The sequence below is a fragment of the Ureibacillus chungkukjangi genome (assembly GCF_003217295.1).
Taxonomy (GTDB): domain Bacteria; phylum Bacillota; class Bacilli; order Bacillales_A; family Planococcaceae; genus Ureibacillus; species Ureibacillus chungkukjangi.
Window position 1 is genome coordinate 63,983 of the sequence record NZ_QJTJ01000009.1, and the last position, 26,258, is coordinate 90,240.

28 protein-coding genes are annotated in these 26,258 nt (G+C 36.7%); 6 read left to right on the forward strand and 22 right to left on the reverse strand.

What is annotated here, in order from left to right; genetic code table 11:
* Nucleotides 1-47 precede the first annotated feature (47 nt).
* Entirely contained in the window at nt 48-713 is a 666-nt protein-coding gene (locus tag BJ095_RS08875; protein ID WP_107934979.1) for a hypothetical protein, read from the forward strand.
* Nucleotides 714-773: 60 nt separating this feature from the next.
* On the opposite strand, the gene BJ095_RS08880 is transcribed toward BJ095_RS08875, so the two are convergent.
* The 8 genes from BJ095_RS08880 to BJ095_RS08915 all read right to left on the reverse strand — a co-directional run bounded on the left by BJ095_RS08880 (nt 774) and on the right by BJ095_RS08915 (nt 12,315).
* Nucleotides 774-1,220, reverse strand: a complete 447-nt coding sequence (locus BJ095_RS08880) for a MarR family winged helix-turn-helix transcriptional regulator (RefSeq protein ID WP_107934980.1) — start codon at nt 1,218-1,220, stop codon at nt 774-776.
* Between the two features lie 82 nt (nt 1,221-1,302).
* Nucleotides 1,303-2,727, reverse strand: coding sequence for an ATP-binding protein (locus tag BJ095_RS08885; RefSeq protein WP_215534988.1), 1,425 nt, complete (start codon nt 2,725-2,727; stop codon nt 1,303-1,305).
* Nucleotides 2,728-3,334: 607 nt separating this feature from the next.
* Nucleotides 3,335-4,684, reverse strand: coding sequence for a TrkH family potassium uptake protein (locus BJ095_RS08890; protein ID WP_107934982.1), 1,350 nt, complete (start codon nt 4,682-4,684; stop codon nt 3,335-3,337).
* A 234-nt stretch (nt 4,685-4,918) separates the two neighbouring features.
* Complete coding sequence (locus tag BJ095_RS08895) at nt 4,919-5,692, reverse strand: TerC family protein (protein ID WP_107934983.1); 774 nt, start codon at nt 5,690-5,692, stop codon at nt 4,919-4,921.
* A gap of 500 nt (nt 5,693-6,192) precedes the next feature.
* Entirely contained in the window at nt 6,193-7,770 is a 1,578-nt protein-coding gene (locus BJ095_RS08900; RefSeq protein WP_107934984.1) for a peptide chain release factor 3, read from the reverse strand.
* Nucleotides 7,771-8,053: 283 nt separating this feature from the next.
* Entirely contained in the window at nt 8,054-9,523 is a 1,470-nt protein-coding gene (locus tag BJ095_RS08905; RefSeq protein WP_107934985.1) for a UDP-N-acetylmuramoyl-L-alanyl-D-glutamate--2,6-diaminopimelate ligase, read from the reverse strand.
* A 1-nt stretch (nt 9,524) separates the two neighbouring features.
* Nucleotides 9,525-10,583, reverse strand: a complete 1,059-nt coding sequence (locus BJ095_RS08910; protein ID WP_146223204.1) for a M42 family metallopeptidase — start codon at nt 10,581-10,583, stop codon at nt 9,525-9,527.
* 340 nt (nt 10,584-10,923) lie between these two features.
* Nucleotides 10,924-12,315, reverse strand: a complete 1,392-nt coding sequence (locus BJ095_RS08915; protein ID WP_107934986.1) for an aldehyde dehydrogenase — start codon at nt 12,313-12,315, stop codon at nt 10,924-10,926.
* A 160-nt stretch (nt 12,316-12,475) separates the two neighbouring features.
* Here BJ095_RS08915 and BJ095_RS19015 point away from each other — a divergent pair, with 160 nt between their 5' ends.
* Nucleotides 12,476-12,643 (forward strand): hypothetical protein, encoded by a 168-nt coding sequence (locus tag BJ095_RS19015; protein WP_181418010.1) that lies wholly within the window; start codon nt 12,476-12,478, stop codon nt 12,641-12,643.
* A 204-nt stretch (nt 12,644-12,847) separates the two neighbouring features.
* On the opposite strand, the gene BJ095_RS08920 is transcribed toward BJ095_RS19015, so the two are convergent.
* The 3 genes from BJ095_RS08920 to BJ095_RS08930 form a co-directional block, all read right to left on the reverse strand.
* Entirely contained in the window at nt 12,848-14,206 is a 1,359-nt protein-coding gene (locus BJ095_RS08920; RefSeq protein ID WP_107934987.1) for an IS1182 family transposase, read from the reverse strand.
* Between the two features lie 440 nt (nt 14,207-14,646).
* A complete protein-coding gene (locus BJ095_RS08925; protein ID WP_107934988.1) occupies nt 14,647-15,360 on the reverse strand; it encodes a thermonuclease family protein in 714 nt (237 codons plus the stop codon).
* Between the two features lie 179 nt (nt 15,361-15,539).
* A complete protein-coding gene (locus tag BJ095_RS08930) occupies nt 15,540-16,118 on the reverse strand; it encodes a phosphatidylglycerophosphatase A family protein (protein WP_107934989.1) in 579 nt (192 codons plus the stop codon).
* Nucleotides 16,119-16,253: 135 nt separating this feature from the next.
* Between BJ095_RS08930 and BJ095_RS08935 the strand changes: the two genes are divergently transcribed.
* The 3 genes from BJ095_RS08935 (at nt 16,254) to BJ095_RS08945 (ending at nt 18,001) form a co-directional block, all read left to right on the forward strand.
* A complete protein-coding gene (locus tag BJ095_RS08935) occupies nt 16,254-16,973 on the forward strand; it encodes an alpha/beta hydrolase (protein WP_107934990.1) in 720 nt (239 codons plus the stop codon).
* Nucleotides 16,974-17,053: 80 nt separating this feature from the next.
* Nucleotides 17,054-17,569, forward strand: a complete 516-nt coding sequence (locus BJ095_RS08940; protein WP_107934991.1) for a YjcG family protein — start codon at nt 17,054-17,056, stop codon at nt 17,567-17,569.
* A gap of 3 nt (nt 17,570-17,572) precedes the next feature.
* Entirely contained in the window at nt 17,573-18,001 is a 429-nt protein-coding gene (locus BJ095_RS08945) for a GNAT family N-acetyltransferase (protein ID WP_107934992.1), read from the forward strand.
* Nucleotides 18,002-18,145: 144 nt separating this feature from the next.
* On the opposite strand, the gene BJ095_RS08950 is transcribed toward BJ095_RS08945, so the two are convergent.
* From BJ095_RS08950 to BJ095_RS08975, 6 genes are all read right to left on the reverse strand, one after another.
* Nucleotides 18,146-18,394 carry a stage VI sporulation protein F gene (locus tag BJ095_RS08950; protein WP_107934993.1) on the reverse strand — a complete coding sequence of 83 codons (249 nt, stop codon included), beginning with the start codon at nt 18,392-18,394 and terminating at the stop codon, nt 18,146-18,148.
* A 13-nt stretch (nt 18,395-18,407) separates the two neighbouring features.
* Nucleotides 18,408-18,554: a YjcZ family sporulation protein gene (locus BJ095_RS08955; RefSeq protein WP_146223205.1), complete on the reverse strand. Its 147-nt coding sequence runs from the start codon at nt 18,552-18,554 to the stop codon at nt 18,408-18,410.
* 169 nt (nt 18,555-18,723) lie between these two features.
* A complete protein-coding gene (spoVAE, locus tag BJ095_RS08960; RefSeq protein WP_107934994.1) occupies nt 18,724-19,095 on the reverse strand; it encodes a stage V sporulation protein AE in 372 nt (123 codons plus the stop codon).
* 10 nt (nt 19,096-19,105) lie between these two features.
* Nucleotides 19,106-20,101, reverse strand: coding sequence for a stage V sporulation protein AD (locus BJ095_RS08965; RefSeq protein WP_107934995.1), 996 nt, complete (start codon nt 20,099-20,101; stop codon nt 19,106-19,108).
* Nucleotides 20,095-20,550: a stage V sporulation protein AC gene (spoVAC, locus tag BJ095_RS08970; protein WP_107934996.1), complete on the reverse strand. Its 456-nt coding sequence runs from the start codon at nt 20,548-20,550 to the stop codon at nt 20,095-20,097. The genes BJ095_RS08965 and spoVAC overlap by 7 nt, the downstream gene beginning before the upstream one ends.
* Nucleotides 20,551-20,952: a hypothetical protein gene (locus BJ095_RS08975; protein ID WP_107934997.1), complete on the reverse strand. Its 402-nt coding sequence runs from the start codon at nt 20,950-20,952 to the stop codon at nt 20,551-20,553.
* Between the two features lie 188 nt (nt 20,953-21,140).
* Between BJ095_RS08975 and BJ095_RS08980 the strand changes: the two genes are divergently transcribed.
* On the forward strand, nt 21,141-21,653 hold the full coding sequence (locus tag BJ095_RS08980; RefSeq protein WP_107934998.1) for a CotY/CotZ family spore coat protein: 513 nt from the start codon (nt 21,141-21,143) through the stop codon (nt 21,651-21,653).
* Nucleotides 21,654-21,894: 241 nt separating this feature from the next.
* Here BJ095_RS08980 and BJ095_RS08985 read toward each other — a convergent pair whose 3' ends face one another.
* The 5 genes from BJ095_RS08985 to BJ095_RS09005 all read right to left on the reverse strand — a co-directional run bounded on the left by BJ095_RS08985 (nt 21,895) and on the right by BJ095_RS09005 (nt 26,232).
* Nucleotides 21,895-22,227, reverse strand: coding sequence for a 4-diphosphocytidyl-2C-methyl-D-erythritol kinase (locus BJ095_RS08985; protein ID WP_107934999.1), 333 nt, complete (start codon nt 22,225-22,227; stop codon nt 21,895-21,897).
* A 94-nt stretch (nt 22,228-22,321) separates the two neighbouring features.
* A complete protein-coding gene (mgtE, locus tag BJ095_RS08990; RefSeq protein WP_107935000.1) occupies nt 22,322-23,698 on the reverse strand; it encodes a magnesium transporter in 1,377 nt (458 codons plus the stop codon).
* A 140-nt stretch (nt 23,699-23,838) separates the two neighbouring features.
* Nucleotides 23,839-24,741, reverse strand: a complete 903-nt coding sequence (locus BJ095_RS08995; protein WP_107935001.1) for an RluA family pseudouridine synthase — start codon at nt 24,739-24,741, stop codon at nt 23,839-23,841.
* A gap of 12 nt (nt 24,742-24,753) precedes the next feature.
* A complete protein-coding gene (locus tag BJ095_RS09000) occupies nt 24,754-25,548 on the reverse strand; it encodes an NAD kinase (RefSeq protein ID WP_107935002.1) in 795 nt (264 codons plus the stop codon).
* 3 nt (nt 25,549-25,551) lie between these two features.
* Nucleotides 25,552-26,232 (reverse strand): GTP pyrophosphokinase, encoded by a 681-nt coding sequence (locus BJ095_RS09005; protein WP_107935003.1) that lies wholly within the window; start codon nt 26,230-26,232, stop codon nt 25,552-25,554.
* Nucleotides 26,233-26,258 lie beyond the last annotated feature (26 nt).

A 26,258-nucleotide genomic window follows, 5' to 3' on the forward strand; every position in this document is an offset into this window, starting at 1 on the left:
CTTTTATAAGATAAAACGTTCTATATAATAATTAAGGGGGCTAAAAAATGTCAAAAACTATTAAATTAATCATAACACTATCATTATCAATTGCCGTTTTAGCTGCATGTAACACAGCCGAAGAATCTACAACTACCGAGTCTGAAAAAGAAAATGTAACAGCAACAACTGAATCAAAAGAGGTCAATGAATCGGTTGAGACAGAAGATACTAAAGCAGAGGATGCACAAAAAGAAGAAGATACTGCTGCTGAAGAAACACAATCTACTCTAACTTTTTACTCTAAAGGGGAAAGTAAAACTGAAGAGGTTACTGAAATTTCAGGTGAACGTTATACACTGCAAGCAATCCCAGGCTTCAGTTTAACGCCAGAAGAGCCTGGTAAAGACATGTTAATATATGACCAAGACGATACAGTCTCAATGCGAATTGAGGCCTTAACAACAAGTGCTACAACCTTTGATGACTTAGTAGCAAATACAGAACAAACAATGGCTGCTATAAGTGAAGACTACAAACCTTATGATATTTCAGCATTTGTCGAAGGTCAAAATTTATCTAACTCAACTGCTTATGTTGCAAATTTTGACACTGAAGAAGTAATAACTGTCGTATTCTTAAAAGCAGACAAATTAGTACGCTTAACAATCTACGATAATACAGAAGTTGATTTATCGGAAGCAATGATTAAAATGGGCTTAACAATTAAATAATCTTACATGTGAATGTTAGAAATACTAAAGGAGTTGCCTCATAAATAGAGACAACTCCTTTTAGTATGACAAATCCTTTATTGATAGACCTAATTTCTTTAACAGCTCAATCACAGTATCCTTTTCTTCAGAAGTTAAAACACTTAATAATTCATGTAAATTTTCTTCGTGCTCTGGAAATAACTTCTTCATGAATTCCGCACCTGATTCTGTTATCTCTGCAAATGTTACACGTCGATCTGAAGGACACGAAACTCGATCTAAATAACCTCTTTTTTCTAGCTTGTCAATCACATACGTAATAGAGCCGCTAGCAAGTAAGATTTTATTCCCAATTTGTTGCAGCGGTTGACGACCTTTATGATAAAGTAATTCTAATACCGCGAATTCTGTTGGATTTAAACCGTGCTGTTGAAAAAATTGATTCGTCACTTCATTTATGGCCTTGTTCGCTCTCGACAAGACAATATACAATTTAAGCGATTGCTTAATTTCCTCAGAAGACATGACAAAACACCCTTTTTATCATTATATATGAATTATAGCGATAAAAAGAAACTTTTGTCAAAATACTCATCTCTATTTTTCTTTAAACTACAGGTAAACGGTTAAAAGAATCATGGCTCATCCACATTTCAATTAAGTTATCATCCTCATGTCTTAAATACTGACGTTCAGATATAGGTAATGAAATTTTAAATGTTGTCCCTATGCCAATATTACTTTCAACACTGATAGTGCCATTATGCTCTTCAATAACTTTTTTGACTAATGCTAGTCCTAATCCAGTTCCCGTTGCTTTCGTTGTAAAAAACGGCGTAAATAACTGATCCATTTCAGCGTCTGATAATCCTGTTCCCTCATCAATGACAGAAACCTCTACTCCTCCGTCATGATTTTCCAGCTTAATAACAACAACCCCACCACTACACATTACCTCAATTGCATTTTTTACTAGGTTAATAAGCATTTGCTTCAACCGATTATGATTACCCATTATGCTAATTGGACAGTAATTGGAATCATCCATTTTCAGCATGACATTGTACTGAATAGCATGCGGAATCATTAATTCTATCACTTCCTTTACCACATGAGTAATAGAAGTCTCCTCATAGCTTCGTTGTTTAGGCTTAGACAAATATAACAGATCCGTTAGTATTGACTCCATTCGCTGTAACTCTGAATCCATAACAGATAAATAATTTTGATGATCTTCATTTGAGTTTAGTCTTAGCAAATCAACAAATCCCTTTAATGAAGTCATTGGATTACGAATTTCATGAGCAATACTTGCTGCCATTTGGCCAATAGAGTTTAAAGTTTGCTGCTGTTCAACCTGTTGCTTTAATAATATTTTCTCTGTTTCATCAGTAATTGTTGTAACAATCATATTCATATTATAGTTGAATTTACTTTCCATTTTATAATAGGAAGGCTTTCCAATATCACTCGAAACATTTATAGTAGCTCGTCCACCATTCATTAGATTTGCAAAATATTGTAGTTTACTATATTCGTAATCCGAAAGTGTTTCGAATATCACTTCATGCTGCTTCTTGATAATCTGACTTTTTTCGCATTGCATACATTGTAATGCTTGACTATTTAAATCCACAATTTCCCCATTTAAATCAGTCAGAATAATACCATGCGAAATGTCATTAAACATAGAGTAGATGTCAATACTGTTGCTTTCATTAATTGAGCTAGCTTCAGACTTTGGAGAAATTCTTACAAATATAAGATCCTTCTTTTCATGAAAATATCCCATCATGCGAAATTCCTTATACTTTCCCTCATCAATTTTAAGATTCAGATTGCAAAATCCACCAAGAGTGCTTTGAATTTTCTTTAAATAATTATTCCATTTACTTTTAGATGACTCGTCCATCTCTAATAGACTTCTTGATGATTGATCTATATTTAGCATTTGCGCTGCATAGTCATTAATTGACTCAATTTGACAGGAAGTATTCAATATTAGTACTGGATCTTTAACGGTTTGAAACAATTTCCTAAAAATAGGTCTGACAGTTTTCACCATTTCACTCTCACCAATCCTTTCCTTCTGGAAAAAATACTCTCTTCCACGCAATTCTCTTACTTTTATTCTATTAATAAATTGGTTAATTTATGACTTTGTAAATTAAATTATACTAAATATTCAAACTATATCTTTTAATACAAATTATTCCATAGATTTTTTTTTTAATAAAATGGGACAAAAACATTATTTATAAGGCATACAATCTATTTAAGTAACATTTTTATGATTATTTTTGTATTTTTATACTACCGTCATGCTAATAGATGTAAGACCTTTGACCTTTTATTTTTTCGACAAATTCCAAAATTAAAATTCGTTAGTCCTATTGAAATCCAATTTTCCTAAAAAACTTCTCTTGATTACAATATTTAATAATTAAATTAATTATTTAGAATTACATTATCTTGAAGTTAATCTTAATTTAACTAATAAAACCAAAAATTGCACGTTAAATATCTGTAAATTCTAATAATTTAATATTTGTAACATTACAAAACTCAAATTTCCGCAAAGAGCTACTGGCGATAAATGACAAAAAGGGTCTCATATTATAATGAGACCCCTTAAAAAATCAACCGATTATAACCCGTTCCTTTGGATAGCGATAAGGCGGTTTATCGACTCTACCTCCGAGTGTATATAAGAATGAAATTAATCCAACACGACCGATAAACATCAAAATCATAATGACGAATTTGCCTTCAGTCGACAAATGCTCGGTAATTCCTAGAGACATACCTGCTGTTCCGAAGGCAGATGTGATTTCGAATATAATTTGTGTAGTAGAAGCAGCCGGCTCCGTTATTAGTAAAATCATTGTCGAAATCATGACCATAAAGAAAGCAAGCATAATGACAACATAGGACTTGAAAATATCAATTAAATAAATTTCACGACCGTATAATTGTATCTCTGTTCGCCCATTTGCAAAGTTATATAAAAACAGGATAGCAAGTGCAAAGGTCGTTGTCCGAATTCCTCCACCTACTGAGCTTGGTGAAGCACCTATAAACATTAAAAAGCTTAAGAAAATGTCAGTAGCTTCACTAAACAAAGTTACATCAAATGTTACTAACCCACCCGAACGTGCTGAAATCGAGTGAAACATTGATGTAAACAGCTTTTCATGCCATGGCATGCCACGAAAAGAGTGAAAGGTTTCTATCAGTAAAATAACTAAAGTACCTACAACAAATAATAGACCATAGGTAACCGTTGTTATTTTTGTGAATAAGCTAAAACGAAATGATGGATTTTTACGGAACATATAATTTTTCACTTCAATTAACACCGGGAACCCAATCGCACCTAGCACGATTAAAATCATTGTGATGAATTGAACAAAATAATCCTTGTGATAGGGTATTAAGCTATCGCCTGTAATGCTAAATCCTCCATTTGTCGTTGCCGAGATGGCAGCGAAAACGCCATGTTTAAATGCTTGTTCCCATGTATCAAAGTATTGAAGAAAATGCATTGATAAAATAAGTGCACCAACCGCTTCAATGATAAAGAGTATTTTTACGATTTCCCTTAATAAATGAACTACACCAGACAAATTGTATTGGTTATGGTCAATCATAATTAGCTGTCTTTCACGCATTCCGATTCTTTTCCCCATAATAATCCAAATAAAAGTCCCTAATGACATGATTCCTATTGCCCCTAATTGCAATATTACGAGCAATACAATCATTCCAAATGATGTAAGAGCTTCAGATAGATCAAATACTGTTAAGCCTGTAACACTTACAGCACTTACAGCAGTGAATAACGTATCGATTAAAGATATATCAACGCCATCCTTATATACACCAGGAATTCTTAATAAAAGGAAGGAAGTAGCTATTGCTATAAAATAATAGCTAACAAGTATTTGAAATGGTGTTATGACTCTAGTTTTTTTAGGATGCTGGGCCATATAATTCGCCTCTTTTACTTATCGTTCTAGTTCTACAAGTATAATGGAAAATTCATCTAAAGTGAACCTTCAATCAGTGAGTTTCATTGAGATAGAATATTATGTATTAAAGTTACCGACATCACAGTTTCTTCAAATAACATTCCTCAAGACTAGTTTGTGATGAATATGGTAAATTAATTCGAAATATAAAAGAAAGAGGAACAGTTTACACTGTTCCCCATTTCTATAGGTTTATTCCTGTGTAGTTTGTTTTTTCTTTTTCGAAACTCCAAGGAACCATCCACCAAGAGCAATAGCTAGTAATACAACCCAGAAAATTGCTTTCCATGTTGTAGAATGCGCAAAGTCATGTGGTAAAATTCCTACACCATCATGCGATAATGTTAGGATTGCTAATTTCACACCTACCCAACCAACGATTAAAAATGCGGCTGTTTCTAAATCAGGGTAATCGTGCAGTACTTTAACAAACCATTGTGCTGCGAAACGCATAAGTATTAAACCAACAATACCACCAAAGAACATAACTCCGAATTGTCCGGCATTAATACCACCAATATCGAAATTACCTACTTCAGGTAATGTAACCGCAATAGCAACAGCAGCCAGCATAGAATCTACTGCAAAGGCAATGTCTGCCATCTCAACTTTAGCAACAGTTGCCCAGAAGCCCTTACCTTTTTTCGTATGTTCTTCAACACCATCATCTTCTTCATCATCCTGCTTAAATTTCTGGTCGTAAATATTCTTAATCGAGATGAATAAAAGATAGGCTGCCCCAATCGCTTGAATTTGCCAATAGTTTACTAAAACCGTGATTAGGAACAGTGCTGCAAAACGGAAAACAAATGCCCCTAATAATCCATAAAATAAAGCCTTTTTCTGTTGATCTTTAGGTAAATGCTTTACCATTACTGCCATAACAACGGCATTATCAGCAGCCAATAATCCTTCTAATACGATAAGTACAAGTAATACCCATGCATATTCCAAAAATATTTCCACTACATCTTCCTCCTTACCATTTGTTTACCCACATGAAGGGATTTTTATTAGAAAATTTCGCTTATCCTTCTGACTTTCAAATAAGCAAAATTTTTGTTCCAGCAGTTATAGTTTCTAACTGCAGGTAAATAAATTCACTGAAATAACCATTTTTTAGACAAAAGAAAAAGACCCATGCCTAATAAATAGGCAAAGGTCTTGCTAAGCAATTTTAGTGATTCCAAAAATAAGCTTTTGAAATCAAATAATCAAATGCTTTCACACCCGATGGTTCCCACCATGTAATGACGAATGTGAAGTAAGTATTTTTCAATACTTATAAGCTACTCCCCTTTGACAATAGTCAAATGGTTATTCAGTTATTATTTAACTTAATTAAAACATATGCCTAGATTAAATGCAATTTATTTTTTTGAATTAAATGTAAATGTATTATTAAGTTGCTAACACGGTGGAAGCTGATAAGAAAAAGAACGCCAAATATGGCGTTCAAGAAAATTCTATAATAAGCTATATAGCTTGATGTCTTCGTTTTTCTCTGAGAACCAGCGCATAGCGAATTCATTTTCGAATAAGAAAACAAGATTATCAAAGCGGTCTTTTACAAGCATTGAACGAGCCGAATGCATTGATTCTTTTACATCCTCTTCGTTTTCAATCCAACGAGCAATTTTTGAACCAACTGGCTGCATTTGTACTTCTACATTATATTCGTTTTTCATACGATGCTCGAACACTTCAAATTGTAATTGTCCTACTGCACCAAGAATTACTTCTTCCGTATGAAGCGTTTTATAATATTGAATTGCTCCTTCTTGCACTAGCTGCAAAATCCCTTTATGGAATTGCTTTGACTTCATAACATTTTTCGCTGTAACACGGACAAATAGCTCTGGTGTAAATTGAGGTAGCTTCTCAAATTGGAATGTCTTCTTCCCACCAACTATAGTATCCCCTATCTGGTAAGTACCCGTGTCATATAACCCAATGATATCTCCAGCAACAGCCTCATCGACCGTTTCACGATCATCAGCTAAAAACTGCGTAGATTGAGTTACCTTAAAGGACTTGTTTGTTCGAGAAAGTGTAATATTCATTCCACGCTCAAATTTACCTGACACAAGACGGACAAACGCAATTCTATCACGGTGAGCCGGGTTCATGTTTGCTTGAATTTTGAAGATGAAACCAGAAAGCTCATTATGATCTACTGGGTCGATAAACTGCTCATCCTCTGTAATACGTGGTTGTGGAGCAGGTGCAAATTGTAAATATGTTTCAAGGAAAGTCTGCACTCCGAAATTAGTTAAAGCAGACCCGAAGAATACAGGAGTTAACTCCCCACGACGGATTTTTTCCTCTGAGAAATCATTGCCTGCCTCATTTAAAAGCATGATGTCATCCATTGCCTGAGAGTAGTAAGAAGTCACTTTCATCGGATGATCTACAGCCAGCTCTCCGTCTTCATCGATTGGCAGGAAGCGTTCTGATTCATCTGTACGGAATTGTTCGATTCTTTTGTTATAACGATCGTAAATTCCTAGAAATTCTTTCCCCATCCCGATAGGCCAATTCATTGGGTAAGCGTTGATTCCTAAAACTTCTTCTAGTTCTTCGATTAACTCAAGAGGCTCTTTCCCTTGACGGTCAAGCTTATTGATAAAAGTAAAAATTGGAATACCGCGTAGACGACAAACTTTAAATAGCTTTAATGTCTGTGCCTCAATCCCTTTTGCCGCATCGACAACCATGACAGCACTATCTACTGCCATTAGCGTACGGTAAGTATCCTCAGAGAAATCTTGGTGCCCAGGTGTATCTAAGATATTTACACGGTTACCAAGGTAGTCAAATTGCATAACTGAGGATGTTACAGAAATCCCACGTTGCTTCTCGATTTCCATCCAGTCAGAAGTTGCAAATTTACCTGTTTTTTTCCCTTTTACAGTACCAGCATCACGGATGGCACCACCGAATAATAATAATTTCTCTGTAATCGTTGTTTTACCAGCATCCGGGTGAGAGATGATGGCAAAGGTACGACGTGCTAATATGTCTTGCTCTAATTTTGAAGTCATTTTTGTTTCTCCTTTTTATATACCCTTGCTAATGGAAACTTCGATTTCGTCTTATGAAAAGCGATTCGTTATTTTCCTTATACCGATTCAATTATAAGTACATATCAGTATAATAAAAGATTCTTCTTAAGTAGTACAACCATTTTTCTTTTGTCTACTATATATACTGGGAACAAATTCTATTATATATCCAGTTTCTTGGTTCATCGAGAAAATTTTAATGGCTGTTCAATAAGCTAGAGCTTACCGAACAGCCGTAAAACAGCTTCATCCTGGATAAGTTTTACACGAATTTCAATCGGCCAGCTTCGACCGCAATTTCTGCATCACTATGAGGATATTTTGTATTCTCGATGATTTGGTAATCTTCATGCCCTTTGCCAGCGAAGATAATAATATCACCCGGGTCAGCAATTGAAACAGCATGACGCACTGCTTCAGCACGATCTCCAATGCAAGCAAATTTGTCATGTAGCATACCTTTAGCTAAATCTCCTGTAATACTATCATATTCTTCATAGCGTGGATCATCTGTTGTCAGAACGACATAATCAGCCAGAGATGCTTTTTGTGCCATGGCAGGACGTTTTGATTTATCACGATTACCACCAGTTCCAATTAGGAAAATCAATTTATTTTCCGGCTTTTTATAAGGCAAAGCAGCATTAATCGCTTTTTCAATCGCATCTGGAGTATGTGCATAATCAATAAAAATTTGTAATGGCAAATCCGTTTTAACACGTTCCATACGGCCACGGACTGGCGCTAGATCTTCAATTTGTTCGATAATTTCTTCCAATGAGTATCCACGAGCATAAAATACAGCTGTTGCTGCTAATACATTATAAACATTAAATTCACCAAGTAAATGCATTGTTACCGGGAATTTTCCTTCAGGCGTATGCATATCAAAGGTTGTTAAGCCATCCTCATAATTGCAGTTTTCCGCTTTGAAGATTGCATCGTTTTTCAGCCCATACGTCCAGGCTGGATAGGAAGTCATTCTTTCATATTTTTCAGACCATGGATCGTCTGCATTTAAGACAACAAACTTATTCTTCGTAAAGTCTTGCCCCATTTGAGAGAATAGTAAGCCTTTAGCATTTCCGTACTCTTCCATTGTACCGTGGAAATCTAAATGATCATGCGTCAGATTTGTGAATACTGCAACGTCATAATCTACTCCAGCAAGCCTGCCTAAAGCTAGGCCATGGGATGATACCTCCATCACCATTGCACTACAGCCTTCCATTTTCGCACGGAAAATCATTTGCTGTGTACTAAGAACATCATTAGTTGTATTAGCCGTTTCGTAAAGCACACCGTTCAACTCAAATCCAATCGTTCCGGATAAGGCAGATCGTTCTCCCATACCAACTAGCATGTGATGAATAATGCCCGATACGCTTGTCTTTCCATTTGTACCAGTTACACCAATCATCATTAAATCATTTGAAGGGTACTCAAAGAATTTAGCTGCCAGTAAACCTAATGCACGCTCCGAATTCTTCACGATTACTTGGGCAGCTTCACCTTCTAGTGTAAGCTCCTTTTCAGTTACAACTACCGTTGCACCTGCATCTACAGCTTTTTGTGCAAAATCATGGCCATCAACTGTCTCGCCTTTAATACAGACAAACATGCTTTTCGGTTGAACACTTCTAGAGTCGATTGAAACATCCTTGATGGTATTTGGTAATTGTCCTGAAATTTTCTTTAATGGGAGAACACTTAATAATTCCTCAGTATACATATTAATCCTCCGAATCCATTCGTGAAATTACGTAAGTGTATAATAATTGTGCAGTTGCTCTTAATGAGTCAACATGCGTACGCTCATATGCATGAGAAGCTTCAATACCCGGTCCAAATAATGCGTGCTTTACATCAAAGCCAGCGCGAATTGCTGCTGATGCGTCAGAACCATAATTCGGATAAATATCAAGCTTATAATCAATGCTGTTCGTTTTTGCCAGCTCAACTAAATGTCTAGTTAACTCATAGTGATAAGGGCCACTCGAATCCTTTGCACAAATGGATACTGTATACTCATCAGAGCTTTGACCATCACCAATCGCACCCATATCCACCGCAATATATTCCACTACTTGCTCAGGAACATTTGAATTTCCTCCGTAGCCGATTTCTTCGTTATTTGAAATATAAAAATGAGTTGTATATGGTAGTCTAATATCATTTTCTTTAATGTGCTTCACCAATTGTAAAACTAATGCTGTACTTGCTTTGTCATCTAAATGTCTTGACTTAACAAATCCACTATCGATAACCTCAAAACGAGGGTCAAAGGAAACAAAGTCTCCTACCTCAATACCCGTAGCACGTACATCTTCCGCATTAAAGCATTTTTCATCTATACGAACTTCTATATGATCTGCATCTCGTTTAATGGCATCAGTATTGTTATAGACATGGACAGTTGTTTCATGAAGCAGTATTGTGCCGCGAATTTTTTTGCCTTGTGCAGTATGGATTGTACAATACTCACCCTCCACTGCATTCCATTTAAATCCGCCAATCATCGTTAGCTTTAACCGACCGCTAGCTTTAACTTCCTTTACCATTGCACCTAAAGTATCGACATGTGCTGTAAGTAAACGATGAGAATCGTTATTTTCGCCCTCTATTGTCGCAATTATTGCACCTTTATTTGTTTGCCTATACTCAATCCCGATGTCTTTTAAATAACTTCCTATAAATTGCATAATTGTTGCTGTATACCCTGATGGACTAGGAATATTTACTAATTGACCTAATAAATCAATTGTACGTTTTTCATCAAATACATTATTCACTAAAAAGCCCCCTCAATTTCCGTAACTTCTAAATAATTTTAATGATATCAAAATTCACCAAAAATCGACACCCTCATTATGTATGTAATTCCAAAAATTTTATTAGAAAACTTGGCTAAGCGCCAAGCCTTATAGCGATTAGCCTTAGTAGCACTTATGCAGATTAGAAAATTTTTACTTTTTATCCGTTATAAAAGCTAATAATTCACTATCCGATAACATTTGTATACAATATTATACCACTTCTAATGCATTTCAATAATAAGGAAGATAGGTCGATTTTTAGAAAAACACGATTTTCGCCAAAAGTAGCGAAAATCCGTGTTTTTGAGGAAAGGATTTATTTTAATATCGTTTTCACAAGCTTTAGTTTTTGCTTGTAGGGTGGGAACAATAAATTATTCGCCATTTTTGAGGATCGCTTCATGATGGATTTTGGATGTGTAAAGTTCTCAAAGCTTGCTTTACCATGATACGCATTGACTCCAGATGGTCCTACGCCGCCAAATGGCAGATATGGGTTCCCTACATGTGTAACGGTATCATTGATACAGCCACCTCCAAAGGGTAATTCCTCTAGGAAGATTTCAATTGCTTTTTCATGCTCCGAGAAGAAATAAGCAGCCAATGGTTTAGGCAGCTTTTGAATTTGATGTAATGTATATTTTAAATTGTCATATTTCATGATTGGTAGGATTGGACCAAAAATCTCATCCTCCATAATTGGACTGGACCAATTGATATTTTCTAAAATAGTTGGTTCAATATAAAGGTTTTCTTCATCTAGGCTTCCACCGAGTGTAATATTTTCTTTTTCAGCTTCAAGTAACTTTTGCAGTCGAGTAAATTGACGGCTGTTCACAATCCGTCCGTAGTCACCGCTTTCCTGCGCATCTTCTCCATAAAATTGCTTGATCGTTTTTTTCAATTCTTTTATGAACTTCTCATAAACGGACGAATGTACAAATAAGTAATCGGGAGCTACACAGGTTTGACCAGTATTATTAAATTTCCCCCACAGGATTCGTTTTGCTGCTACCTCAAGATTAGCAGTTTGATCTACAATCGCTGGACTTTTTCCACCAAGCTCCAAGGTAATAGGCGTTAACCTTTCAGCTGCAGCACGCATAACAACCTTTCCAACTGCCACACTACCTGTGAAGAAAATATAATCAAATGAAGCATGAATTAAATGAGTGACCTCTTCTTTTTCTCCCTCAACTACTCTTATATATGATGGATCAAAGGTTTCCTCAAGAATCTTTTTTATAATTTCTGTCGTATGAGGAGTTGTTTCAGAAGGCTTAACTACTGCTGTATTCCCACCAATAATGGCACCAATTAGCGGCTCCATTACAAGCTGGAATGGATAATTAAATGGACCAATAATCAGGACAACACCATAAGGCTCTCTGACAATAAAGCTTTTTGCAGGCTGAAAATGGATAGGTGTCTTAACATGTACAGGCTTTGCCCATTCATCGATATTTTTCACGAAATAGCTAATGCTATCCAGAACAATCCCTACTTCATTTGAGTAAGCTTCAAATTCACTTTTGCCTAAATCTAAATTTAACGCCTTCAAAATATCTTTTTCATAGTGCTTGATTTTATCTTTTAGCTTTAATAATTGTTTTTTACGAAATTCTATATTCCTTGTATGTCCTGTTAAAAAAAATTTTTTTTGCTCCTCTATCATGAATTCTACGTCTTCTGCTGAAAATCTTGTCATCTACATCCCTACCCCTTAATACATAATTAAAATTAATCTGTTCATAATAACTATGTACAATTTACTACAATTTATCGTCTAATTCCTTCTTTAATGTTTAATTTAAATTTATAAATGGTATTTAGAAGGAAAGAGACAAACTAAAAGGGGGCAATTTTATATGATTTCGACTGATACTTGGTGGGAGAAAATTTTTTCAGGACCTTTGTCTGTAGGATTGAATGAAGAAAGATTACATCAGTTAAAGGACGAATCTTTTTTATTCTTAAAAGAGGATGAAGAAGAATTGCCACAAAGTGTTTTTGATCAACAGCAAATTGATTACTAATCATCTTGAGTAGTATTTGTAATGAAGGAAAATTTAAGATTCAAATATAAGTAATGGACCCTTTTCATATAAAGAAAAGGGTCTCAGATTGTCGACAAAAGGCCTTCAGAATGGTCTCATTCTGAAGGCCTTTTGTATTTTTGAAAGTTTTTTGAGTATTTTACAGCCTTATTTTAAGGAAAAGTACTCTACGAGTATTCTAATTTAGACCATTTCTGAAGCTTGCCAAGTCCAATTGGCAAGCTTCTTTAAATTCATGGCAGCAAAAGTAAGCATCGCCTGCATGGACAATTTTTTAATCCCACGTAGGGTTGTCCATCGCATACCATGCTTTTCCTTTGCATCCGCAAAAACACGTTCAATCGTTTCTTTACGTCTCGCATATATTTGTTTGATCTCGTTTTGATGACGAAGATGATCTGCTTCCTCTACATGATGTGCCCAAATATGACGCTCAATGATTTTTCGGTGGTCTCTACTGTTTGTACATTGAGAAAGCAAAGGACAGGTTGCACATTGAGTAGGGTTCGATTTATATTGACGTTTCCCCTCTTTAGTCGTTGTCGAGTATTTTAGGATTTGCCCTTCCGGACAAAGGTAGCAATCATAGTACTCATCATAAACATACTCATGTTTTCGTAAAAATCCGTCCTTCGTTTTTGGTCGTGTATAAGGAAGTGCTGGTTGAATATCTTGTTCAAATAAGAATTTAGTAATTGCAGGTGTTTTATAAGCAGCATCGGCAGCAACAGCAAGTGGCTTCTTCACTTTTTCCATAACCTTCTCAACAAGTGGCTGAAGCATATGACTATCATGAACATTCCCAGGTGTCACAATCGATCCAAGTATAAATCCATACCGATCCGCTGCCGCATGGAATGAATAAGCAAACTGTTTCGTTCTTTCATCTTTTACATAGTATCCACTTTCAGGATCTGTCGTACTTTCCTTAATTTCCTTCGTTTCTTCTTTTTCAAATTTATCAGGTGGAAATGGCTTCTTCCCGTGATCAATACGATCTTGATTCAATTCTTCTTGAAGTTTAGCTTCATATGCCCGAGTCTCTTTACGGACTATCTTCTTTTCGAATTTACGTTTATTCGCACTCGCTTTAACATGAGTTGAATCAATGAAAACATGGTCAGCACTTAGTAATCCTTTATCTGCAATTTCTTTAAGAATTCGATAGAAAATCTGTTCAAAAATATCAGTGTCTTGGAAACGACGTTCGTAATTTTTACCGAAGGTAGAAAAGTGAGGTACTTCTGAATGAAATCCAAACCCTAAAAACCAGCGATAGGCCATATTCGTTTCAATTTCTCTTATTGTTTGACGCATGGAACGAATTCCAAATACATATTGAATAAATGTCATTTTAATTAATACAACTGGATCCACACTAGGCCGACCTATTGTAGAATACAGTGGTTCTACTAGTGGATAGATAAAAGAAAAATCAATGGCTGACTCCAGCTTTCTGACAAGATGATTCTGTGGTACAAGTTGCTCAATTGTAATCATCTCAATTTGATCACGTTCATTTATTTGATTTTTCGACATCATATCCATTCACCTCAGGCACTTAATTAGAAAGTAGTTGATTGTAGTGTAGACGGCGACTCCTGCGGGAAAAGCGTGAAGACCGATACCCCGCAGGAGCAAAGCGACGAGGAGGATTGGGCCACGCCCGCGGAAAGCGTCCGTCGAAACGGAAATCAACTAACTCTATTTCAAAAACTATTACTTTTATTTTAAAAGAAAAAAGACTGTAGGCAAACTCGAATTTTCGAGTTTGTCTACAGTCTGGGACCCTTTTCTTAAAAAGAAAAGGGTCTATTTATTTTCGCAATCGACTCTACCCTAGTGTGATTTCCTTTGCCAATAGTATTGAATCGATAATCGATGTGTATATCGACAATGAATTGCCTAGAGAGAATGAAGGAGAATGACAATAAAAAATCAGCTCTCTAAATAAAGTGAGCTGATTTTTTAATATATGGATGCTACTGCTTCGGTGGGCGAAATCCCGCTTCCACAGCCTCTTTTTCTGTACAAAACATTACTTCTGCCTTTGTTTGTTCATAGCCAGGCGAATCTGGTGTATGGTAAATTTTATTTGAACCGATATTCCCTTTTATGAGGCAATCATTTGAAGCATTCGCATTTGAGCTCTGCTCCACTGCTTCAGGATGAAATCCATCTCCCCTTGCATAATTTTCCACTGACCATATCCCAACTGCCTTTTTGTGTGCAGCTGTTTGAATAGTATCAAACCAGTCAACATGCTTTGTATTGGGCTCATAGATATAAGCAACCCGAGCAAGACCATTCTGCAACAATTCCTCCTGTACATTCTTCCCATCAGCTGTGTAAACATAGGCCAAGAGACGATTGTACTTATCCCGATAGGAAACATCAAATTCCAGATAAACTGTTTCATGTCCTGCTAGCAGCTCATTCGTGAAGGCTTTTGCTTCCTGACCAAAGGGTTGTTCTCCATGAGTTGGATGATTCGTTTCAGGTGTATCTACCAGTAAGAAACGTACAGATTCATCAGCCCCATGATATTTGATTTTGATGGTATCCCCGTCGATAACATTCACAAGCGGAAATTCCTCAAAGGAAGAAATGTCATGGTTTGGATTACTCTCGGCTTTTTCGAGGCTGCATGCTCCTAATATTAATAATAAAATGATTGGAAAAACCCTTTTTAGCATTGTAATTCCTTTCTACTACATAAAATACATTTTCTATCTGAATAATAAATATAATACGACCGCTAAAATGATAGTGCCGCTAGTTATTAATGTTTTAATATCTTTTGGTGTCATTGCTTTTGCCTCTCTTAACAAATAATTTTCTAGCTACATTATTATTGTACATTAAAACAATACAGCTAGATATCCGAATTTGAATTTGATGATGATTCCAGAACTAATGCCCGTGCATCAGCAAATGTTTCACCGTCCTCTTCTAAATCACGCATACGATGGGCAATTCGGGAGGCTGCACTTGCTGCAATACTGGCAACTAAATCATCTAAAAAAGTATGAACACAGTTATTTTTAGTATCCAGCTTTTTTATAATACCTACTTTATCTTTATCTAAATAGCCAAAGGTAGTTAAAGCAATGCTTCCATAGGTCATAACCGCTCCTAAAGCAAGGGTTTCATCAACACCAAATAAGCCTTCATCTGACTCAACAATCGATTGAAGGGGCTCGGATAACATTTTCTTTTCTGCTAATTCGTCTAGTTCAATCCCCACAAGTACCGAATGTTGAACTTCCCTTTTGTGCAATACGCGTTCAACCGACTCAATACAATGCTCTATTAATAGACCATCATTATAGGGTAATTGCATTTGATAGACAATTTCAGCGATATCTTGAACTTTTACTCCTCGCCGCTTTAAAGCCTCTTTTGTTGCTTGTGCAACAGCTTCAGATGGAACACGCTTCTTTTTTTCCTGCATATTAACAAGCCCCATTTCATTTATTGTATGTAGCAATTACTGCTTGTTTTCACGCCTTACCATACTACATAGTACACGTTGCATTATGCTTATGATACAATTTCGGTACATTGGATTTAAAAGGAGGAATACCTCGTGGAACATGGAACCATTAAAGAAATATCATTTTTTAGTACTGCATTAAACGAAGAACAGGAATTATTAATCTACGTACCTGCAAATTATACTCCTCTAAATAAATATCACATTTTAATCGCTTCTGACGGTAAGGACTATTTTCAATTAGGTGGTATCAGTCGATTAGCCGATCAGCTGCTGGATGAGTACGAAATTGAAAATATTATTATTGTTGGAATTCCTTATAAGAGTGTAGGAGATCGCAGAAGAAAATATATACCTACAGGCGAATTACATGATGCTTATTTACGTTTTCTCGCTCATGAGCTAGTTCCTTATTTAGACGAGGAATATTCAACTTATCAGCTAGGGTCAACGAGAGGTGTCATCGGAGATTCAATGGCAGCTACAGTTTCACTAATTGCCACTTTAAAATATCCTGCTATTTTTAGCAAAGCCATCTTGCAATCCCCTTATGTTGACGAGCATGTATTAAAAATTGTAGAAAAATCGAATAATATGAATACGGTTTCAATCTATCATGTAATCGGAACAGGTGAAGATAAGGTTGTAACGACAGACAAACAGATAAAAGACTTTTTAACACCGAATAGACAATTGCACACCTTACTTAAATCAAAGGGTTATACAACATTCTATGAAGAATTCGATGGAAATCACACCTGGAAATATTGGAAGCCTGATTTAAAAAGAGCCTTAATCAAAAATTTCAGTTAAGTACCTGATGAGGGAAATGTCGAATTTTTTTAAATTCTGTTATAATTGTTAGTATCATGAATTTTAAGGGGGCTTAAATGATGAAATACGGTATTGTAGCATTTCCATCAAAAAGATTACAGGATTTAGCGAACACGTATCGCAAGCGTTATGATTCACATTATTCGAAAATCACACCGCATCTTACTCTTAAAGAGGCATTTGAAGCAGAAGAAACAGAGATTGGTACTATTTCTCAAAAGATTGCTTCAATCGCAGAAAAGCATGCACCTTTAAATATTCACGCGTCTAAAGTGAGTTCCTTCTTTCCAACAACAAATGTTATCTATTTTAAAGTTGAACCTACTGATCAACTAAAAAATCTACGACAAGATTTACAGGAGCAATTGAATATCGGAAAACCAAAGCATGTCTTTATTCCACACATTACAATTGCGCAGGATTTAACAGAAACTGAGCATGACGATATTTATGGGCAATTGCGCATGATTGGCGTTAATGAACAGGAAGTAATAGATCGAATTCATTTAGTATATCAATTAGAAGATGGCTCTTGGACTACTTACGATACTTACCGATTAACTGGGGCTGAATAACCATTGTTTAAGTTTAGCATTGTGGAAAACAAAACGGACCTTGCTTTCGCATTTTCTGTTAGAAAAAATGTCTTTGTTGAGGAACAAGGTGTCCCTGAGCATGTTGAACTAGATGAGTATGATACATCTTCATACCATTTTATCGTCAAAGACCAAGATCATCCAATTGGTGCAGCTAGACTGCGTAAATTAGAAGAAACGATCGGCAAGGTTGAACGTGTTTGTGTTCTTGAACAATATAGAGGCAAGAAAATCGGGTTACTGATTATGGAGGAGATTGAAAAGTATGCTAAGCAGCTTGGTGTAACAAAGCTGAAGCTTAATGCACAGAGCTACGCAATCCCTTTTTATGAAAAGCTTCATTATACAGTTACCTCTCCCGAATTTCTTGATGCAGGAATTCCACACCGTGCAATGGAAAAAGTAATTTAAACAATCCAAGCCCAAGTCATCTATCACTTGATAAATAAAAAACACAACTCGGCCAAAAATGGCCGAGCTGATAAATTTTTGCGGATATAACAAAACCCGCTAACAAAAGCAGTCGGCAAGCTAAAATCGACTGCTTTTGTGCTGTTAGTCTAACATTTTTTGAATTTTGCCTAGATCCAGTGATTTTCCATCCTGTACAATCGATTTAACGATTTGATCCTCTAGCTCTTTACTTACAGGTTTGTTAGCCACCTTGCTAACGCGTTTTATAATTTTACGAACTTGTTTTTCATTTGAAAAATCAGCATGTTGAATTGCATTTGCAAGAGCAAAAATTTCCTCCATACTTACACCTGTTTTGTTTTCTATCTGTTTAAAAAAAGGGTTTTGCATTTATCTCCCCTCCTTACATATAGCACTTTCCTACAATGATTAATAAGATGAATAGTACAACGATTAATACAAAGTAAGATCCTTTGTACCCTCCATCGCCTCCACACATATCATATGCAGGCATAGTGTAAGTTGGTGCACACATATCGAACGCTGGCATTGTTTGAGTTGGCCCACAGAAATCTTGTGCAGGCATAACTTGAGTTGGTCCACAGAAATCATGGGCAGGGCTAACCTGACCGCAACCGCAATTATTATTCCACATTAAAAATCCCCTCCTTTCACTTTGTATACTATGTCAGTACACAAAGGAAAGTCGGGGTATTTGTCTAGTTTGCTTTTCCTTTTGGTTTAAAAATTAGGGCTGCTATGAATCCAAATACAATTGCTGCGCTTATTCCAGAGCTTGTTACCTCAAACATCCCAGTTAAAACACCAACCCAGCCATGTTTCTCAGCCTCGGCTAAAGCACCATGTGTCAAGGAATTACCAAAGGAAGTAATCGGCACTGTTGCTCCAGCTCCTGCGAAATCTATCAACGGTTCATATAAGCCAAGACCATCTAAAATTGCTCCGGAGACGACTAATATAACCAATGTATGACCCGGCGTCAGTTTCCCTACATCCATAAGTAATTGTCCGATGACACAAATGATTCCTCCAACGATAAACGCAAATAAAAAACTATAAAAAACAATCATCCTCTTCGCCTCACTCCATCGTAATTTCGATTGCATGTGCAGTACAAGGAATTGTCTCGCCTTGTTGGAAAGACATTGGAGAGAGTAGAGCACCTGTTGCAACTAGTAAAACCCTTTTATAGCGTCCTGTTTTCATTTGCTGCTCAATATAACTGAAATAAACAGATGCTGAACAGCCAGCACCACTAGCCCCTGATTGGAATGCCTCATCTTCTCCGTAGTATTCTGCACCAGCATCTCGGAAAACCTCTAATTCTTCTTGGGTTGCATCTGTTTGAGCAAACATCGCCTTGAGAATTTTCAAACCAATTTTCCCTAAGTCGCCCGTCATGATTAAATCATAATCTGTTATTTTTTGATGACGCTTCTTTAAATGGGAGGTGATTGTATCATAAGCTGCTGGAGCCATTGCTCCTCCCATATGAAACGGACTTACTTCCCCATAATCTACAACCTTACCAACAGTAGCAGCTACTACAGAAGGCAGTTTCGGGTCATGCTTTCCTATTAAAGCGTAGCCTGCTGCAGTTACTGTCCACTGAGCAGTTGCAGGCTTCTGCGCACCATAGTCTAATGGGTAACGGAATTGTCGTTCAATTGCATTATGTTGACTAGCAGCACCGGCAATTGCAAAACGAGAGGCACCTACTTCAGTTAGAAGACTTGCTATGATAACTGAGGAAACAGAAGTCGCACAGGCTGAAAATAGCCCTATAAAGGAAATAGCCAGCTCTCTTGCTGCAAAATTGGTAGGAGTCATCTGGTTTACAAGATCCCCACTTAAAAAGAAATCAACATCTAAATTTTTCAAATCAGCTTTCTTCATCACAATGTCACAGGCTTCTTGAATCATTTTTGAATGTCCCTGTTCATTTGTCTTTTGTCCCCATCTCTCATCTTCTGAAACAGAGTCAAAATAAGAATAAAATACACTTTTACTTTCGACAGGACCAGCTACAGCACTACAAGCAACGATGGATGGCTTTGAAGGAAATAATATCACCATTCGACCACACCCATTGATACTAAGATTAGCTTAATAAGCGCTATGAAAAAGGCAGATCCAACTCCAAACAAAATAACAGAGCCTGCCAGCTTGAACATGTTGCCTCCTACACCTAATACCCAGCCTTCTGTTTTTCCTTCTATTGCTGCCGAAACCACAGCATTTCCGAAGCCTGTTACCGGGACTGCACTACCTGCTCCTGCAAAAGCACCAAGCTTACGATATAGACCTAAGCCTGTTAATATCATTGCTATAAATACCATCGTAGCAACTGTAGCATTTCCTGCTGTTTTATCTGTAAAGTCAAAAAAGATCATATATAAAAAAGTAATCGCTTGTCCTATTGCACAAATAATACCGCCAACTAAAAATGCTTTTAAACAATTCTTCAGATAGGGGGTAGGCGGTGTATTTTGTTGTTCAATCTGTTGATATTCTTGCGGATCCAATTAAGTCTCCTCCTTTGCTAAATCTTTTAGCTTCTTCACTTCATCAGTTACCTTTTTTTCATCCTCTTCTTCTAATAGCTTTTGTGTTTCCCAGTGCATTTTGAAATCAGAGGACACAAGTACATTCAGTTCAGGATATTTTTCTTCTATTTCCTTTTGTAATTCTTTCTCAACCTTTTGTTCTTTAAATCCAACCCAAGGATTCACTTGTATGGCTATTAACACTTCATCCTCTGCCATAATAGCTGTCCCCGTATAAACGTCCTTCTTGTCTCGTATCAAGCTTTCTATTTCAGCTCTTTTCTCCTCATCTGTTGTTATTCCAGCTACTTGAATGGTTTGTTCACTAGAGCATCCAATCAAAAAAAGTGGAATAAGAACGATCGCTGCCAATTTTTTCAAGCTTCAACCCCCTTTTTCTCTCATTATGCTCATTAAAAAAATAATCTATTCAATCCGTTTAGATAGGTAAAACGGTAATTTTATGCAATAAATTTTCAAGGAATTTTAATGCTTCAGTACAAAAGCCCGGTTTTCATTTTCGAAATCACATATTGTAGATTGAACTAAACTTAAGAGGGGTGAAACAAATGGGTTGTGGTAGAAACAAATTTGAAAGTTCATCGAGAGAAGATATGATGGGCGGATCAGGTTGTATTTGTGATGTTGTTAAGACGATTTTAAATCTACAAAATCAAGCAGTAAAACATGATGACACTTGTGGTAGTAGCTGTTTTATTGAACCAATCGGAGGACTAACTAAACATGGTCACGCGGATACTCGCGTATTCATGCTACTAGATGAGCTAGGTAGACCATTTAAAGTGGTGACTAAAGGTAAGGATTGCACTTACTCTTACACACCATTCTTCCGTGTAGAAGATGTATTCGGTGATTGCTGTGCTACATTACGTGCTGTTGTTGCTGTAGATGATGAGGAAGCTGTAGACTTCTTCGACGAAGATCCAAACGTAATGGATCCAGAAGCATTCGAAGATATCGCTAAATTCAAGAAAACAGAAACTTGTGTAACTGTTGACTTAAACAACTTCACTGCTATTCAATGTGTTGCAGATGTTGATCTAAACATCCACCATCACTAAGATATAGCTTATGCAGGACCCCAGCAGCCGGTTATCTTAGGGCTGCTGGGGTCTATTATCTTATTTAGTGAGATTCGTATTATCTAGCCAGGTCTGATGAAGATAATCTAGGGCTTTTCTCAATAATCGATTGACTTTCGGAAATAATTCAGCCACTTTTCCCATTAATCTAGCCACTTCGATGAAATCCTTCCATAAAAAAAGAGCAATCCAACTTTTATGTTGAATCACTCTTCCCACTTTAAATTCCGTTAGCTATTGTAATAGCTTTGATCTCGTTACCATTGACCATAATAATTTCATTTAAGGATTTTAATTTCACATCAGAACCTATAACTTCATCTACTTTTCCAACTATTCTTTCGCCATCCTCTAGATGAAACACTAATGTTCTGAATTGGTTAATAGGCTGTGAGAAATAATTTAACTGTCTTGCAATTACTTGATCAACGATACGATCCGATCGGTTTGGCACAAAAACGGATGTACTTTCTTCTAAGAAAGTCTCCTTAACCTCCACAATCTCAGTAAAATAAACTGGAGGGCTTGAAATAAACAGTATTGGCTCTTCCATTTTACACATCCTTTTTTACTTATAGATATGCAAAAGGAAGTTTTTCGTGAATCCTGTCACAAAGCCTAAAAACTAGGACAATCAACTAACCAATTTACATTAACTGACCTAAAAACATTGAGGCTAAGCCTAAATAAATTAAAATACTTGTCACGTCATTCAACGTCGTTATGAATGGACCAGAAGCTACTGCTGGGTCAGCACCAAGCTTATGAATAAGTAAAGGTATGAAGGAGCCTGCGATTGTTGCTACAAGAATGGAAACACTAATTGCAGCGCCAACCAATAGGCCGATTATGAGCGATTGCTTCCAAAAGAAAATGATTCCCACGACAATAAGTCCACAAACAATCCCCGTTATTAAACCTGTAAGCACTTCTCGAAGCAGCATTTTTATTTTGCTATTTCCGCCGATTTCCCCAGTGGCAATACCACGAACAGCTACTGCAAGCGCTTGTGTTCCACTATTACCAGATGTCCCTGAAATTAAAGGAATAAATAGTGCAAGTAACGCAACCTTATCTAACGTTGCCTCAAATTGCCCCATTAACGTTGCCGTGATCATCCCTAAAAATAAAAGCATGATTAGCCAAGGTAATCGTTTTTTAGCAGCTTTAAAGGGACTTGACTCAACATCATCGACATCCGATAAACCTGCAAGCTTTGAATAGTCATCGGATGCCTCTTCATCGATAACGTCAATAATATCATCGACTGTAATGATACCGAGCATTTCATGATTATCATTTACTACTGGAATCGCTAAAAAATTATAATCCTTCATGATTTGTGCAACTTCTTCTTGGTCATCCGAAGCCTTAACATAGACTACACGTTCATTCATAATATTACGAATCAACGTGTCCTCCTCTGAAATAATTAAATCTCTTAAAGAAATTACACCACTTAAGCGATGGTCATCATCTACTACGAATACATAATAAATAGTTTCGGCATTTGGTGCCTCATTGCGAAGAACGGTCATCGCTGAACGGACTGTTGAGTTTTCGAAAACTGAAACGTACTCTGTTGTCATGATCGCCCCGGCAGTATACTCAGCATATGCCAGCAGCTCATTAATCTCTTCAGCTGTTTCGCTATCCATCATTTCCAGATAACTTTCTCGTTGCTCATCATCTAGCTCGTTCAAGACGTCTACTGCATCATCGGTATACATGTAAGAAAGCATTTCTGCCCCGTAGGCTGTATCCATTTCCTTTAAGAATTGCTCATATTCATCATCTTCTAATTCAATTGTTTCAAATATTGTCGCCATCTCTTGAGGAGACAAGAATTGATAAATGGTCTTTCGTATATCAGGGCCTACCTTCTCATAAAATTGGGCCTGATCATATGAATGAAGCTCTAAAAAGATTTCACGGAATTCATCAATATTTTCATCAAGCAAATATTGACGTAATTCTTCCTCGTTAAATAGCTCTTCATTTTTATTATTTTGTTGTTCTACCATACTTGTCCCCTCCTCTCAAAGTAATAATATGTGGAAATTGAAATAAGGTAAAGGCATTTTTAATACATCACAAAATTTTAATAATTCAAATTAATACAGAAAAATAAAAGATGTTCGCACACTTTCCGAACATCTTCCATTTAGTTATTCATCAAATTTCGCATCGGCTCAGGAATTTCACTTGTAACCTGCAGCTTTTTGTTAGTTAAAGGATGGGTCAATTCAAGCATCACACAGTGAAGTGCTTGTCTATTGAAAAGCTCCCTGCTTCCACCATATAGCTCGTCGCCAACGAGAGGATGACCAATATGTGCCATATGCACACGAATTTGATGGGTTCTGCCAGTATGGAGCTTGAGCCTTACATGGGTGATTGGCTCCATATCCTTTGTAAAACCTCTTTTTACCACCTTTATATCTGTATGGGAAGCTTGTCCATCTAAACGAACCTCCCGCTCAATAATACTTGTATTTTTACGACCTATAGGCGCAATGACTGCTTGTGAGTCTTCTGCTACATGCCCATGAACGATGGCTTCATACTGTTTATTGATAAGGTTTTGCTTTTGCTGGAGCCCCATTAAATGATGGATATGACTATGCTTTGCAATACAGGCAATACCAGAAGTATCACGGTCTAGTCTAGTGACAATATGTACCGTTGAATGTATCCCCTTCTTTTCAAAATACCCGCAAATATAGTTAGCCATACTACCTGTAGGATTTTCACGAGATGGAATTGTGTTCATGAAGGCTGGTTTATCAAGCATTAAAAATGCCTCATCCTCATAAAGGATTGTTAAATCTGTATGTTCAACAATCAGCCCATCACTAAACTCCTCCTCAGGGAAATAAACAGTTATGACATCTCCTGCTTTAAGAGCATGTCGAACCGTTTTTTCCTCTCCATTCACAAGTATTGCCCCACCACGATATTTGATTGATGTTAGCCCTCTTTTAGAAATACCGTACTTACTAATCGCATCTCTTAAAAGCTGCCCATCATTTTCTGCGTGAAATTGTAGCTTAAATCTTTTATCCATGCTAGCTCCTCATTAGTCATTCGAAACAAACGAATCATGTACGCGTTCCCAGAATGGAAAAGGACGGAAGCGTGCAAAACGTACTTTTTCATTGGCCACATTAAATGTAATCCATTTTAAATCGCTTTGTAATAGATGCTTATGATCAATTGTCATCGTGAATTGCTGATCTTTAACTGGCTTTAATGTACAGCTATGGTGTGCCGGTAGCACTAGGGATGATCCTACTGTACGGAACACTCGGTTATTGATCGAAGCCATTTCTGTAATTTGGAACGCTTGTAGAGTAGGATGAATGATTGCTCCACCGAGTGCTTTGTTATAAGCTGTACTTCCTGATGGTGTAGAAACACACAAACCATCTCCACGAAATCGCTCAAATTGATTGCCATTTAACTCTATATCCATAACAAGAGTTACATCGGGTGATTTAATGGTTGCCTCATTTAAAGCCAAATATCTTGCAGTATCTGAATTATGGGTATGCACTTGCACCTCTAATAACGGATATTCCACTACATTAAATTCATTTTTGGCAATGGAAAGCACTAATTTCTCCAATTCAGATGGTTTCCAGTCTGCATAAAATCCAAGATGGCCGGTATGTATCCCTACAAACGCCACTTTATCCAGTCGATGCGCATGACGATGGAAGGCATGCAGAAGGGTACCATCTCCACCGATAGAAATCACAATTTCAGGCTCTTCTTCGTCTAAAATTAGTCCAAAATCTGTTAAATACGTTTTTGCGAGCTCCATCAATTCATTTGATTGGGAATCTCTGCGTGATTGAATTGAAAATCTCAAAACTTATTCACGCTCCTTTTCCTCTGTAGTCGATTGAATTCGAATTTTTGGGTTTGTTGAGTCCTTAAACTCACTAAAGTAGACTTGTGCTTCTTGTATTTCACTTCTAATCGAAGACATTTCTTCATCTAACTTAAATGCTGCTTCAGCTGCATTTTGTAGACGATTCTTGATTTCCTCAGGGAATACCCCTTTGTACTTATAGTTCATTGAATGTTCAATGGAGGCCCAGAAATTCATCGCTAACGTTCTTATTTGAATCTCCGCTAATACTTCGATTTTCCCTTGAATTGTTTCCACAGGATAAGCCACTATCATGTGATAAGAGCGGTAACCACTTGGCTTACTAAATGTAATGTAATCTATTTCTTCAACAACTTTCAAATCATCTCTTTGACGAATCAAATTGACTACCGTTGAAATATCATCCACAAACTGACACATGATACGTATACCCGCAATATCCTGTAAATCACTGGCCAATTTTTTTGACGGCTCAAACGTAATGCCCTTTTCAAGGCTTTTATCATATATACTTGCTAAAGGTTTTACACGCCCTGTCACAAATTCAATTGGAGAAGTTGTTCCTGAAGCTCCAAACTGTGAACGCATCCCTTTAAATTTTATCTTTAACTCATCAACTGCCTGAATATAAGGACTTAAAAAATCTCCCCACGTTCCCATCGAAGACTCCTCCCAAATGCAAGACT

Bases quoted from the DNA above. Each gene is read 5' to 3' on its own strand.
- BJ095_RS08980 (WP_107934998.1), top strand. From the start codon at position 21,141: ATGGGTTGTGGTAGAAACAAATTTGAAAGTTCATCGAGAGAAGATATG.
- BJ095_RS08890 (WP_107934982.1), bottom strand. From the start codon at position 4,684: ATGGCCCAGCATCCTAAAAAAACTAGAGTCATAACACCATTTCAAATA.
- spoVAE (WP_107934994.1), bottom strand. From the start codon at position 19,095: ATGATTGTTTTTTATAGTTTTTTATTTGCGTTTATCGTTGGAGGAATC.
- BJ095_RS08875 (WP_107934979.1), top strand. From the start codon at position 48: ATGTCAAAAACTATTAAATTAATCATAACACTATCATTATCAATTGCC.
- BJ095_RS08995 (WP_107935001.1), bottom strand. From the start codon at position 24,741: ATGGATAAAAGATTTAAGCTACAATTTCACGCAGAAAATGATGGGCAG.
- BJ095_RS08900 (WP_107934984.1), bottom strand. From the start codon at position 7,770: ATGACTTCAAAATTAGAGCAAGACATATTAGCACGTCGTACCTTTGCC.
- BJ095_RS08915 (WP_107934986.1), bottom strand. From the start codon at position 12,315: ATGACAAGATTTTCAGCAGAAGACGTAGAATTCATGATAGAGGAGCAA.
- BJ095_RS08920 (WP_107934987.1), bottom strand. From the start codon at position 14,206: ATGATGTCGAAAAATCAAATAAATGAACGTGATCAAATTGAGATGATT.
- BJ095_RS08905 (WP_107934985.1), bottom strand. From the start codon at position 9,523: ATGTATACTGAGGAATTATTAAGTGTTCTCCCATTAAAGAAAATTTCA.
- BJ095_RS08925 (WP_107934988.1), bottom strand. From the start codon at position 15,360: ATGCTAAAAAGGGTTTTTCCAATCATTTTATTATTAATATTAGGAGCA.
- BJ095_RS08965 (WP_107934995.1), bottom strand. From the start codon at position 20,101: ATGGTGATATTATTTCCTTCAAAGCCATCCATCGTTGCTTGTAGTGCT.
- BJ095_RS08950 (WP_107934993.1), bottom strand. From the start codon at position 18,394: ATGCAAAACCCTTTTTTTAAACAGATAGAAAACAAAACAGGTGTAAGT.
- BJ095_RS08955 (WP_146223205.1), bottom strand. From the start codon at position 18,554: ATGCCAGCGTTCGATATGTGTGCACCAACTTACACTATGCCTGCATAT.
- BJ095_RS08880 (WP_107934980.1), bottom strand. From the start codon at position 1,220: ATGTCTTCTGAGGAAATTAAGCAATCGCTTAAATTGTATATTGTCTTG.
- BJ095_RS08940 (WP_107934991.1), top strand. From the start codon at position 17,054: ATGAAATACGGTATTGTAGCATTTCCATCAAAAAGATTACAGGATTTA.
- mgtE (WP_107935000.1), bottom strand. From the start codon at position 23,698: ATGGTAGAACAACAAAATAATAAAAATGAAGAGCTATTTAACGAGGAA.
- BJ095_RS08930 (WP_107934989.1), bottom strand. From the start codon at position 16,118: ATGCAGGAAAAAAAGAAGCGTGTTCCATCTGAAGCTGTTGCACAAGCA.
- BJ095_RS09005 (WP_107935003.1), bottom strand. From the start codon at position 26,232: ATGGGAACGTGGGGAGATTTTTTAAGTCCTTATATTCAGGCAGTTGAT.
- BJ095_RS19015 (WP_181418010.1), top strand. From the start codon at position 12,476: ATGATTTCGACTGATACTTGGTGGGAGAAAATTTTTTCAGGACCTTTG.
- BJ095_RS08985 (WP_107934999.1), bottom strand. From the start codon at position 22,227: ATGGAAGAGCCAATACTGTTTATTTCAAGCCCTCCAGTTTATTTTACT.